General features: G+C 63.9%; 8 protein-coding genes. 7 read left to right on the forward strand and 1 reads right to left on the reverse strand.

Annotated features, from left to right (window positions below):
* Nucleotides 1-130 precede the first annotated feature (130 nt).
* The 5 genes from FQ664_RS19280 to FQ664_RS19300 are packed head-to-tail and all read left to right on the forward strand — an operon-like array spanning nucleotide 131 to nucleotide 7,497.
* On the forward strand, nucleotides 131-1,960 hold the full coding sequence (locus FQ664_RS19280; RefSeq protein WP_218570412.1) for an extracellular solute-binding protein: 1,830 nt from the start codon (nucleotides 131-133) through the stop codon (nucleotides 1,958-1,960).
* Nucleotides 1,957-3,792 (forward strand): extracellular solute-binding protein, encoded by a 1,836-nt coding sequence (locus FQ664_RS19285; protein ID WP_144174138.1) that lies wholly within the window; start codon nucleotides 1,957-1,959, stop codon nucleotides 3,790-3,792. The genes FQ664_RS19280 and FQ664_RS19285 overlap by 4 nt, the downstream gene beginning before the upstream one ends.
* A 1-nt stretch (nucleotide 3,793) precedes the next feature.
* Nucleotides 3,794-4,867 carry a microcin C ABC transporter permease YejB gene (locus tag FQ664_RS19290; protein ID WP_009686399.1) on the forward strand — a complete coding sequence of 358 codons (1,074 nt, stop codon included), beginning with the start codon at nucleotides 3,794-3,796 and terminating at the stop codon, nucleotides 4,865-4,867.
* Nucleotide 4,868: 1 nt separating this feature from the next.
* Nucleotides 4,869-5,888 (forward strand): ABC transporter permease, encoded by a 1,020-nt coding sequence (locus FQ664_RS19295; RefSeq protein ID WP_144174140.1) that lies wholly within the window; start codon nucleotides 4,869-4,871, stop codon nucleotides 5,886-5,888.
* A 1-nt stretch (nucleotide 5,889) separates the two neighbouring features.
* The gene (locus FQ664_RS19300; RefSeq protein WP_144174142.1) at nucleotides 5,890-7,497 is read left to right on the forward strand and encodes an ABC transporter ATP-binding protein; all 1,608 of its coding nucleotides are present in this window, start codon (nucleotides 5,890-5,892) and stop codon (nucleotides 7,495-7,497) included.
* Between the two features lie 453 nt (nucleotides 7,498-7,950).
* Here the strand turns inward: FQ664_RS19300 and FQ664_RS19310 are convergent, their stop codons facing one another.
* The gene (locus FQ664_RS19310; RefSeq protein ID WP_144174167.1) at nucleotides 7,951-8,367 is read right to left on the reverse strand and encodes a hypothetical protein; all 417 of its coding nucleotides are present in this window, start codon (nucleotides 8,365-8,367) and stop codon (nucleotides 7,951-7,953) included.
* Between the two features lie 208 nt (nucleotides 8,368-8,575).
* Here FQ664_RS19310 and FQ664_RS19315 point away from each other — a divergent pair, with 208 nt between their 5' ends.
* Nucleotides 8,576-11,506, forward strand: coding sequence for an aminotransferase (locus FQ664_RS19315; protein WP_144174146.1), 2,931 nt, complete (start codon nucleotides 8,576-8,578; stop codon nucleotides 11,504-11,506).
* A 74-nt stretch (nucleotides 11,507-11,580) separates the two neighbouring features.
* A complete protein-coding gene (locus FQ664_RS19320; protein ID WP_144174148.1) occupies nucleotides 11,581-12,486 on the forward strand; it encodes a LysR family transcriptional regulator in 906 nt (301 codons plus the stop codon).
* Nucleotides 12,487-12,681: the final 195 nt, after the last annotated feature.

Raw genomic sequence — 12,681 nt, forward strand, 5'->3', positions numbered from 1 at the left:
CCCTGTGGGAGCGGCCTTGTGTCGCGATAGGGGCGCGAAGCGGCCACCTTCAAAACCTCTCTTTTTCCAACCCCACCAAGCTGTTACTGTACCCCGATAAAAGCCCAACGCCTCTGGATCGGATGCCGACTTGATACGTCCCCTCCTGCTGTCTCTCAGCCTGGCCTTGAGCTTTCCCGCAGCCGCGATGGTGAGCGAAAGCCACGGATACGCGCAGTTCGGCACGCTCAAGTACCCAGCCACATTCACCCATTTCGACTGGGTCAACCCGCAAGCGCCCAAGGGCGGCACCTTGCGGGCCATGGCCTTCGGTACCTTCGACACCCTCAACCCCTACACCTTCAAGGGGTCGAGCCCGATTACCACGCCCAATTTCCAGCAATACGGCGTCAGCGAGCTGAACGAGCCGCTGATGGTCGGCACCGGCCAGTACGACCCGTCCGGCGACGAACCGACCTCCAGCTACGGCCTGATCGCCCGCTCGGTGGAGTACAGCGAAGACCGCAGCTGGGTGGTGTTCAACCTGCGCCCGGAAGCCCGCTGGCATGACGGCAAGCCGATCACCTCGGCAGACGTGGCCTTCTCTTACCGTACGCTGCTCAAGGATGGCCATCCGATCTACCGCACCAACCTGCAGGAAGTGCAGCGGGTGGACATCCTCGGCCCGCTGCGCATCCGCTTCGTGTTCAAGCGCGCCGGCAACCCGCTGCTGATCCTGCGCCTGGGCGAAATGCCGGTGCTGCCCAAGCACTACTGGCAGAAGCGCGACTTCAAGGCCACCACCTTCGAGCCCCCGCTAGGCAGCGGCCCCTACCGCATCACCCAGGTCCAGCCTGGGCGCCGGCTGGTGTTCGAACGGGTGAAGAACTATTGGGGCAAGGACCTGGCGGTAAACCGCGGCAAGTACAACTTCAACCGCGTGGAATACGAGTTCTACCGCGACGCCACGGTGGCCTTCGAAGCGTTCAAGGCCGGCGAGTTCGACATCTATATCGAGCACCAGGCGAAGAACTGGGCCAACAGTTACAACTTCCCGGCCGTGCGCCGCGGTGAAGTAATCAAGGCGCAGATCCCGCACCGCATCCCCACGCAAACCCAGGGCCTGTTCATGAACAGCCGCCGGGCCACCTTCAGCGACCCACGGGTACGCCAGGCGCTGGGGCTGATGCTCGACTTCGAATGGACCAACCGCGCGCTGTTCAGCGGCGCCTACCGCCGCTCGACCAGCTACTACCCCAACAGCGAATTCGCCGCCACCGGCCTGCCCACCGGCAAGGAGTGGCTGCTGCTGGCGCCGTTCCGTGACCAGTTGCCAGCCAGGCTGTTCAGCGAGCCCTACACGGTCAGCCAGACCGATGGCCGTGGCATCAGCCGGCAGACCCTGCGCCAGGCCCTCGGTCTGCTCGCCGAGGCCGGCTGGAAGTTGAACGGCCAGCGCCTGGTCGACAGCAAGGGCCAGCAGCTGCGCATGGAGCTGCTGCTGGTAAACCCCAACCTTGAACGCATCCTGCAACCTTATGTCGAAAATCTGGCCAGCATCGGCATCGATGCGCGCTTGCGCACCGTGGACCGCGCCCAGTACAAGCAACGCCTGGACCAGTTCGATTTCGACATGATTCTGATGACCCTGAACCAGACCCTGAGCCCGGGCCTCGAACAGTGGCTGTACTTCCATTCCAGCCAGGCCGCGACCAAGGGCAGCAAGAACTATGCTGGGGTGAAGGACCCGGTGGTCGACCATCTGCTCGACACCCTGCTCGCCGCCCGCACCCGCGATGACCAGGTCGCCGCCGCCCGCGCCCTGGACCGCGTGCTCTCATGGCAGTACTACATGATCCCCAACTGGTACCTCGACAATCATCGCCTGGCCTACCGCAACCGGTTCGCCTTCGTCACCACGCCGCCCTACACCCTCGGGCTGAACAGCTGGTGGATCAAGACTTCGGAGAAAGCCCAATGACGCCAACGCACCGATTGCGCCGGCTGGCAGGCAGCCTGTTGCTCGCCTGCCTGAGCCTTCCCGCCCTGGCCGCACCGCAACACGCGCTCACCCTGTACGACGAGCCGCCCAAGTACCCGGCCGACTTCAAATACTTCGACTACGTCAACCCTGACGCGCCCAAGGGTGGCACCTTCCGCCAGTCCAGCTTCGGCGGCTTCGACAGCCTCAACCCGTTCATCAACAAGGGCGTGCCGGCCGAAAATATCAGCATCATCTACGACACGCTGATGCGCCAGAGCCAGGACGAGCCATTCACCGAGTACGGCCTGGTGGCCGGCAAGATCGAAAAGGCCCCGGACAACAGCTGGGTGCGCTTCTACCTGCGCCCGGAGGCACGCTTCCATGACGGCCAGCCGATGCGCGCCGACGACGTGGTGTTCACCTTCAATGCCCTGATCAAGGACGGTGCGCCGCTGTACCGCCAGTACTACGCCGACGTCGCCGAAGTGGTCGCCGAAGACCCGTTGACGGTGCTGTTCACCTTCAAGCACAAGAACAACCGCGAGCTGCCGCTGATTCTCGGCCAGCTGCCGGTATTGCCCAAGCACTGGTACGAACACCGCGAGTTCAACCGCGGCAACCTGGAGATCCCGCTGGGCAGCGGCCCGTACAAGGTCGCCGAGGTCAAGGCCGGGCGCTCGGTGCGCTACGAGCGGGTCAAGGACTACTGGGCCAAGGACCTGCCGATCAACCGCGGCTTCTACAACTTCGACGTGATGACCTTCGATGCCTACCGCGACACCACCGTCGCCCTGGAAGCACTGAAGGCCGGGGCGTTCGACTATGCGCTGGAAGTCAGCGCGAAGAACTGGGCCAGCGCCTACAACGTGCCCGCCGTGCGCGATGGCCGCCTGATCAAGGAAGAGCTACCCAACGGCAACCCCACCGGCATGCAGGGCTTCATCTTCAACATCCGCCGCCCGGTGTTCCAGGACGTGCGCGTGCGCCAGGCGCTGAGCCTGCTGCTGGACTACGAGTGGACCAACAAGCAACTGTTCAACGGCGCCTACACCCGTACCGGCAGCTACTTCGACAACTCGGAAATGGCCGCCCGCGGCCTGCCCGGCCCCAGCGAGCTGAAAATCCTCGAACCGCTGCGTGGCAAAGTCCCCGAGCAGGTATTCAGCGAAGTCTTCCACAACCCGGTCAGCGACGGCAGCGGCATGATCCGCGAACAGCAGCGCCAGGCCTACAAGCTGCTGCAGGAAGCCGGCTGGAAAATCGTCGACGACAAGATGGTCGACGCCCGGGGCAAGCCGGTGAGCATCGAGTTCCTGTTGGCACAGACCGAGTTCGAACGCATCCTGCTGCCGTTCAAGCGCAACCTCGCCGACCTCGGCATCGACCTGAGCATCCGCCGGGTCGACGTTTCCCAATACATCACCCGCCTGCGCTCGCGCGACTACGACATGATCGTCGGTGGCTACCCGCAGTCCAACTCGCCGGGCAACGAGCAGCGCGAGTTCTGGTCCAGTGCCGCCGCCGACAACCCCGGCAGCCGCAACTTCATCGGCCTGCGCGACCCGGCCATCGACCAGTTGGTGGAGCAGCTGATCAACGCCGATTCGCGGCAGAGCCTGATCGACCACTGCCGGGCCCTCGACCGCGTGCTGCTGTGGGGTTACTACGTGATCCCCAACTGGCACATCAAGACCTGGCGGGTGGCCTACTGGAACCACATCGGCCACCCGGACGTCTCGCCCAAGTACGACATCGGCATCGATACCTGGTGGATCAAGCCCGGCGTAACCCCGGCGATCAGCGCAGCCCCTGCAGACGAGGCCGAATGACATGCTGGCCTACATCCTGCGCCGCCTGCTGCTGATCATCCCGACCCTGTTCGGCATCCTGATCATCAACTTCATCATCGTCCAGGCCGCCCCCGGCGGCCCGGTCGAGCAGATGATCGCCAAGCTCGAAGGTTTCGAAGGCGCCACCAGCCGCATTGCCGGTGGCGGTGCCGAAGTGTCCGTGGCCGGCTCCAACTACCGTGGTGCCCAAGGCCTGGACCCGGCGCTGATCGCCGAAATCGAGCGCATGTACGGCTTCGACAAATCGCCGCCCGAACGCCTGTGGATCATGATCAAGAACTACGCCCGGCTGGACTTCGGCGACAGCTTCTTCCGCGATGCCAAGGTCATCGACCTGATCATCGAGAAGATGCCGGTGTCGATCTCGCTGGGGCTGTGGAGCACATTGATCATGTACCTGGTGTCGATCCCGCTGGGCATCGCCAAGGCCGTACGCCACGGCAGCCACTTCGACGTATGGACCAGCTCGGCGATCATCGTCGGCTACGCCATCCCGGCGTTCCTGTTCGCCATCTTGCTGATCGTGCTGTTCGCTGGCGGCAGCTACTTCGACTGGTTCCCGCTGCGCGGCCTCACCTCCAACAACTTCGACGAGCTGAGCACCACCGGCAAGGTGCTCGACTATTTCTGGCACCTGGTGCTGCCGATCACCGCGCTGGTCATCGGCAACTTTGCCACCATGACCTTGCTGACCAAGAACAGCTTCCTCGACGAGATCAACAAGCAGTACGTGGTCACCGCCAAGGCCAAGGGCCTGAGCCGGCCACGGGTGCTGTACGGCCATGTGTTCCGCAACGCCATGCTGCTGGTGATTGCCGGTTTCCCTTCGGCGTTCATCGGCATCTTCTTCACCGGCTCCTTGCTGATCGAGGTGATCTTCAGCCTCGACGGTCTCGGCCTGATGAGTTTCGAGGCAGCCATCAACCGTGACTACCCGGTGGTCTTCGGCACCCTGTTCATCTTCACCCTGCTGGGGCTGGTGGTGAAACTGATCGGCGACCTGACCTACACCTTGGTCGATCCACGCATCGACTTCGCCAGCCGGGAGCACTGACATGGCTTTGTCCCCCCTCAACCGCCGACGCTTCGAGCGCTTCAAGGCCAACCGCCGTGGCTGGTGGTCGCTGTGGCTGTTCCTGATCCTGTTCGGCCTGAGCATGGGCGCCGAGCTGATCGCCAACGACAAGCCGATTGCCGTGCGCTACGACGGCGCATGGTACTTCCCGGCGTTCAAGCGCTACCCGGAAACCACCTTCGGCGGCGAGTTCCCGCTGGAAGCCAACTACAAGAGCCCGTACATCCGCGAACTGCTGGAAAAGAAAGACAGCTTCGTGCTGTGGGCGCCGATCCCGTTCAGCTACCAGAGCATCAACTACGACCTGCGCGTACCCGCCCCGGCCCCGCCCTCGGCGGACAACTGGCTGGGCACCGACGACCAGGGCCGCGACGTGCTGGCGCGGGTGATCTACGGCTTCCGCATTTCGGTGCTGTTCGCCCTGACGCTGACCCTGCTCAGCTCCATCGTCGGCGTGATCGCCGGCGCCTTGCAGGGCTTCTATGGCGGCTGGGTCGACCTGGCCGGGCAGCGCTTCCTGGAAGTCTGGTCGGGCCTGCCGGTGCTGTACCTGCTGATCATCCTCGCCAGTTTCGTGCAGCCCAACTTCTGGTGGCTGCTGGGCATCATGCTGCTGTTCTCGTGGATGAGCCTGGTGGACGTGGTGCGCGCCGAGTTCCTGCGCGGGCGCAACCTGGAATACGTGCGCGCCGCCCGCGCGTTGGGGATGCGCAACGGCGCAATCATGTACCGGCACATCCTGCCCAACGCCATGATCTCGACCATGACCTTCATGCCGTTCATTCTCACCGGCGCCATCGGCACCCTCACCGCCCTGGACTTCCTCGGCTTCGGCCTGCCGCCGGGCGCACCGTCGCTGGGCGAGCTGGTGGCCCAGGGCAAGTCCAACCTGCAGGCTCCGTGGCTGGGCATCAGCGCCTTCGCCGTGCTGGCGCTGATGCTGAGCCTGCTGGTGTTCATCGGCGAATCCGCCCGCGATGCCTTCGACCCGAGGAAGTGACATGAGTGAACAGAACCTGATCGAAGTGCGCGACCTGACGGTGGAGTTCGTCACCGGGGACCAGGCCCACCGCGTGGTGGACGGCATCAGCTTCGATATCCGCAAGGGCGAAACGCTGGCACTGGTGGGCGAGAGTGGCTCGGGCAAATCGGTCACCGCGCACTCGCTCCTGCGCCTGCTGCCCTACCCTCTGGCCCGCCACCCCAGCGGCAGCATCCGCTACGAAGACAAGGACCTGCTGCAACAGAGCGAGAAGACCATGCAGCGCATTCGCGGCAACCGCATCGCGATGATCTTCCAGGAGCCGATGACCTCGCTGAACCCGTTGCACTGCATCGAGAAGCAGATCAACGAAATCCTCCTGCTGCACAAGGGCCTGACCGGCAAGGAAGCAACTGCGCGCACCCTGGAACTGCTGGAGATGGTCGGCATTCCCGAGCCACGCAAGCGCCTGAAGGCCCTGCCCCACGAACTGTCCGGCGGGCAGCGCCAGCGGGTGATGATCGCCATGGCATTGGCCAACGAGCCGGAGCTGCTGATTGCCGATGAACCGACCACGGCGCTGGATGTGACCGTGCAGTTGAAGATTCTCGACCTGTTGAAGGAACTACAGGCGCGTTTGGGCATGGCCCTGCTGCTGATCAGCCACGACCTGAACCTGGTGCGACGCATTGCCCACCGCGTGTGCGTGATGCAGCGTGGGCAGATTGTCGAGCAGGCCGAATGCGCCAGGCTGTTCAGCGCACCGCAGCACCACTACACACAGATGCTGATCAATGCCGAGCCCAGCGGGCTGCCGGCGCACAACCCGGTGGGCGCGCCATTGCTGGAGGTGGATGACCTCAAGGTGTGGTTCCCGATTAAGAAGGGTTTGCTGCGGCGCACGGTCGACCATGTGAAAGCGGTGGACGGGGTCAACTTCAGCCTACCGCAGGGGCAGACCCTGGGGATTGTCGGCGAGTCCGGGTCGGGCAAGTCGACTTTGGGTTTGGCGATCTTGCGGCTGATCGCCAGCCAGGGCGGCATTCGCTTCCATGGGCAAGAGCTGGCTGGGCTGAAGCAAAAGGCCGTGCGCCCGTTGCGCCGGGAGATGCAGGTGGTGTTTCAGGACCCGTTCGGCAGCCTCAGCCCTCGCATGTGTGTGGAGGATATTGTCGGCGAAGGGTTGCGCATTCACCGCATCGGCACGGCGCAAGAACAGGAGGCAGCGATTATTGCGGCCCTGGAGGAAGTGGGGCTGGACCCGCGCACACGGCATCGCTACCCGCACGAGTTTTCCGGTGGGCAGCGCCAGCGCATTGCGATAGCCCGGGCGTTGGTGTTGAAACCGGCGCTGATTCTGCTGGATGAGCCTACGTCGGCGCTGGACCGCACGGTGCAGCGGCAGGTGGTGGAACTGCTGCGCAATCTGCAGCAGAAGTACAATCTGACCTACCTGTTCATCAGCCATGACCTGGCGGTGGTCAGGGCGTTGAGCCACCAGTTGATGGTGATCAAGCATGGGCATGTGGTGGAACAAGGGGATGCGCAGGCGATCTTCCATGCGCCGCAGCATCCGTATACCCGGCAGTTGCTGGAGGCGGCGTTTCTGGAGGTGGATGCTTTGTAGGTGCAGGCAAACGCTTGCCTTGAGCCTTGCAGCGTCTTTGCACTGAGGCTTGAGTTGATGTATTGCCGGGGCCGGCCCTTTCGCGGGCACGCCCGCTCTCATAGAACTGCACATAACTCGTTGAATTAGTAGGGCCCCTGTGGGAGCGGCTTTAGCCGCGAACACCGGCGCAGCCGGTGCCATGCACCGCGTTGGATTCTTCGCGGCTAAAGCCGCTCCCACAGGATGCACGGACCGCTTGCGAATTCAGTTCTCTATGCGACAGCGCAGCCCAAAGGGCTGGGCCATCTCCCACAAAGTCACCACAGGCTTCGAGACTTGCACAGTACCTATGGGAGATCACCCAGCCCTTTGCGCTGCGCTGTCGCATAGAGAACTGAGTTAGCAAGCGGTCCGCATACCCTGTGGGAACGGCCTTGTGGCGCGAAAGGGCCGCAAGGCGGCCCCGGCAATTTATGCAACAGGGACACCGTGCGTTCGTGAGACCGGTGCCAACTGGGCAATAGCCCACAGCACTTCCAGCACCAGGACACCCCAGATCAGCGCTGAGGCGCCATTGACCAGCGCATACACCTGCCACGCCGAAAACAGCACCCTCCCCACCGCATCGTAACGACCAAACCGATGCTCAGGGTGGCGAATGCGCAACCACGCCCACACGCACACAATCGACCCCATCAGGTTGGCCATCATGACCTGCATCGCTCCAAACAGCGGAATTTCACCTGCCAGCCCAAACGTGTCATGCAGCCCACTCAACCACCCATGCAACAGGGCAAAACTCCAGGGTGTCGCAAAGCCGATGGTAACCACCAGATCATAGATACCGCTGGCCCGCACCAGCTTGCGATACTGCGCGTTACTCCACATGTCCACTGCCCTCTCAATCAACTAAAGCTGCAGCCTAAAGCCGGGAGTACGCTCTAAGGTCAAGCCCGAAGAAGGGCATCAACGCGAGTATTGGATTTTCTATAATTCAGCCTTGTTATCAATTTTTATGACAACAATCGTCTTCCATCATCAGCCGGATCGGGCATAAATTCTCCACCGTCAACTCCCAGCACCAACGGTAGAGCCCATGTCCAGCCCACAGAACCAGTCCGCCTCCCCTGCCCTGGCCACACTGATCCAACGCTCCGGCCAGCCCAGCCCAACGCTGAGCGAAGCCCAGGCACACGCCGTGCTGCAGGCCCACTACGGCCTTGCCGGCAACCTTTCGGTACTGGGCAGCCAGCAAGACCTGAACTTCCGCGTGAGTACGCCGCAGGGTGGCTATGTGCTGAAGGCCTGCCACGGCAGCTATGCCCAGCAGGAACTGGAAGCGCAGCACGCCGCCCTGGCCTTCCTGCGCGATCAAGGTTTGCCGGTACCTGCCGTGCGCGCAGCCCACAACGGCATGGGATTGCTGGAACTGGACATCGACGCGCAACCGCTGCGCCTGCGCCTGCTCGATTACATCGAAGGTCAACCGTTGACCCGCCTCAAGTACATGGAGCCACGCCTGATGGCAGAACTGGGCGGGCTCTGTGCTAAGCTGGACAAGGCGCTTGCCAATTTCGATCACGCAGGCCTTGCACGCACCCTGCAATGGGACCCGCAGCATGCCCAGGCACTGATCGACCACCTGCTGCCGGTGCTGCAGGACAACGGGCAGCGCGCCCGCATCGAACACGCCACCCGCCAGGCCAGCGAGCGTCTGATGCCGCTGGTTGGTCAACTGCCAAGTCAGGCCGTGCACCTGGACATCACCGACGACAACACCGTGTGGGCCCGTGATGCCCAGCGCCAGTGGCAACTGCAAGGCGTGATCGATTTCGGTGACCTGCTGCGCACCTGGCGCATCGCCGACCTGTCGGTAACCTGCGCGGCGCTGCTGCACCACGCCGAAGGCGATCCGCTGCGCATCCTGCCGGCGATCAGTGCCTACCAGGCGCTCAACCCGCTGACTGAAGCCGAATTGCACGCCCTGTGGCCGCTGGTGCTCAACCGCGCCGCCGTGCTGGTGCTGAGCAGCGAGCAGCAGCTCGCCGTCGACCCGGGCAACCAGTACACCCGTGACAACATCGCCCACGAGTGGGAAATCTTCGACACCGCCACCGCAGTGCCTTTCGCCCTGATGGAAGCGGCCATCCTGCAAGCTGCCGGCCTGCAACCTGCCGCGCCTGACCTGACCGGCTGCGCGCCCCTGCTTCCCGAGCTGAATGGGCAGCCAGTAGCACGAATCGACCTGGGCGTGCTCAGCGTGCATTGCGAGGCGGGCAACTGGGAGCAACCGGGCTTCGACCAGCACCTACTGACCACGCAACCGGCCCCGGTCTGCAGCCTGCACGGGCAGTATCGCCTGTCGCAAACCCATATCGACCGCCCCGATGAGCCGGCCACCTGCGCCTTGGGCGTCGAGCTACATGTGCCCAACGGCAGCCCGGTGCAGGCGCCACAAGCCGGCACCTGGCAGCACCATGGCGATGGCCGTGGCTGCCTGCGCAGCGTGCACTGGGCCTTGTGGCTGCAAGGCCTGGAAGACGCGCCTGCAGATGGCCAGGCCGTGGAAAAAGGCCAATCGCTGGGCAGCAGTTGCGGCTTCCTCAGTGTGCAGCTGTGCCTGGATAACGGCATCCAGCCACCGTTCTTCGCCACCCCGTCCCAGGCCGCCGCCTGGCTGGCCCTGTGCCCGTCGCCAGCTGCGTTGCTGGGTTTCGACTGCGATGCCGAGCCGCTGCCCGATCCACAGGCCCTGCTGGCCCGCCGCGATGCCAGCTTCGCCCGCTCGCAGAAACACTACTACGTCCAACCGCCACACATCGAACGCGGCTGGCGCAACTACCTGATCGACATGCAGGGCCGTTCGTACCTCGACATGCTCAACAACGTCGCGGTGCTGGGCCACGGCCACCCACGCATGGTCGCCGAATCGGCGCGGCAGTGGTCGCTGCTGAACACCAACTCGCGCTTCCACTATGCGGCCATCAGCGAGTTCTCCGAACGCTTGCTGGAGCTGGCGCCCGACGGTTTCGACCGGGTGTTCATGGTCAACAGCGGTACCGAAGCCAACGACCTGGCGATTCGCCTGGCCTGGGCCTACAGCGGCGGGCGCGACCTGCTCAGCGTGTTGGAGGCCTACCACGGCTGGTCGGTGGCCACCGATGCCATTTCCACCTCCATTGCCGACAACCCGCAGGCCCTGGAAACCCGCCCGGACTGGGTGCACCCGGTCGAGGCGCCGAACACCTTCCGTGGCCGCTTCCGTGGCGCCGACAGCGCCACCGACTACCTGCGCGACGTCGACGCCAAGCTGACCGAGCTCGACGCCCGTGGCCGCCAGTTGGCGGGCATCATCTGCGAGCCGGTGTACGGCAATGCTGGCGGCATTTCGCTGCCGGCCGGCTACCTGCGCGAGGCTTATGCCAAAGTCCGCGCCCGTGGCGGCGTGTGCATCGCCGACGAGGTGCAGGTCGGTTATGGCCGCCTGGGCGAATACTTCTGGGGCTTCGAGGAACAGGGCGTGGTGCCCGACATCATCACCATGGCCAAGGGCATGGGCAACGGCCAGCCGCTGGGCGTGGTCATCACCCGCCGCGAGATCGCCGAAGCACTGGAAGCCGAGGGCTATTTCTTCTCTTCGGCCGGTGGCAGCCCGGTGAGTTGCCGCATCGGCATGGCGGTGCTGGACGTGATGCAGGCAGAAGGCCTGTGGGACAACGCCCGCGACACCGGGCGCTACTTCAAGGCACGCCTGCAGGCACTGGTCGACAAGCACCCGCTGGCCGGCGCGGCGCATGGTTCGGGCTTTTACCTGGGGCTGGAACTGGTGCGCGACCGCACAACACTGGAACCGGCCACCGAGGAAACCATGGCCCTGTGCAACCGCCTGCGTGACCTGGGCATCTTCATGCAGCCGACCGGCGACTACCTGAACATCCTCAAGATCAAGCCACCAATGTGCACCACCCGGGCGAGCGTGGACTACTTTGTCGACTGCATTGACCGGGTGCTCTCCGAGGATCTGTAAAGAATTGCGAAGCTGGCCGAGGAGTGTTCATACTTTTCGGCCACAACGCTTTCTCGTCATCAGGTTTTCTGACAATGGCCTTTACCAGCGATTCCCTGGCAATCTTCCTCGCGGTGCTGGAGGCAGGCTCCTTCTCTGCCGCCGCGCGCAAGCTGGGGCGTGTGCCTTCAGCTGTGAGCATGGCTATCGCCCAACTGGAGGCGGAGCTGGACCTGGTGCTGTTCGACCGGGCCACGCGCAAAGCCTTGCCCACCAGCGCCGCCCTGGCGCTGGAGCCCCAGGCCAGGCAGGTGATCTGCCAGCTCAACCTGCTCGACGCCCAGGCCCTGCAACTGCACAAGGGCCTGGAAAAGCGCCTGACCATCGCCATGGCGCCCGAGCTGCAGACCGGCCGCTGGAGCCAGCCGCTGGAAATCCTCGCCCAGGAATTTCCCAGCCTGGAAATCGAGGTGCGCTCGGCCACCCAGGCCGAAGCCATCCGCCTGCTGCATGACGGCAGCGTGCAATTGGCGCTGGTCTTCGAGCGGCCTGGTATCGACGAGCGCGAGTCATTCCTGGAGGCCGGCAGCCAGTTACTGGTGGCCGTTGCCTCCCCCCGCCATCCGGCCGGGCAGAACAGCGGCACGCCGTTACCTGAAGAGGCCTTCGCCGAACAGCGGCAGATCATCGTGGCCTCGGGCAAGGCCACCGGGTCGGACCCGCGCATGGTACTGTCACGGCGCATCTGGCTGACCGACAGCTACCTGGCCACGCTGGACCTGGTGCAATCGGGCCTCGGTTGGGCCTATCTGCCGCAGCCGTTGGTTGAACCGTTGATTGCTTCGGGCGCACTGGCCGAGGTGCGCTTCGACAACATGGCCAGCCGGTTGCGCCTGTGGGTGGACATCATCTGGGTCAAGCCGCGCCCCTTGGGTCTGGGGGCACGACGTTATCTGGAGGTGATCCGCCAGCTGTTCGACAAGGAGCCACCCAGGGCTTGATGCCCACCCTTGTGGGAGTAGCTGTCCTGCTCAAGTTTCCTGGGTTTGCACGATCCCTGTGGGAGCGGGTTCACCCGCGAACACCGGCGAAGCCGGTGCCATGCACAGTGGCACATTCTTCGCGGGTAAACCCGCTTGTATGGTTAGACTTGAAGGGGTGGTGGGACTAAATGCCCGATTCTGACTGTTCAGAGC

The organism is Pseudomonas persica, from assembly GCF_900291015.1.
Classification (GTDB): Bacteria; Pseudomonadota; Gammaproteobacteria; order Pseudomonadales; family Pseudomonadaceae; genus Aquipseudomonas.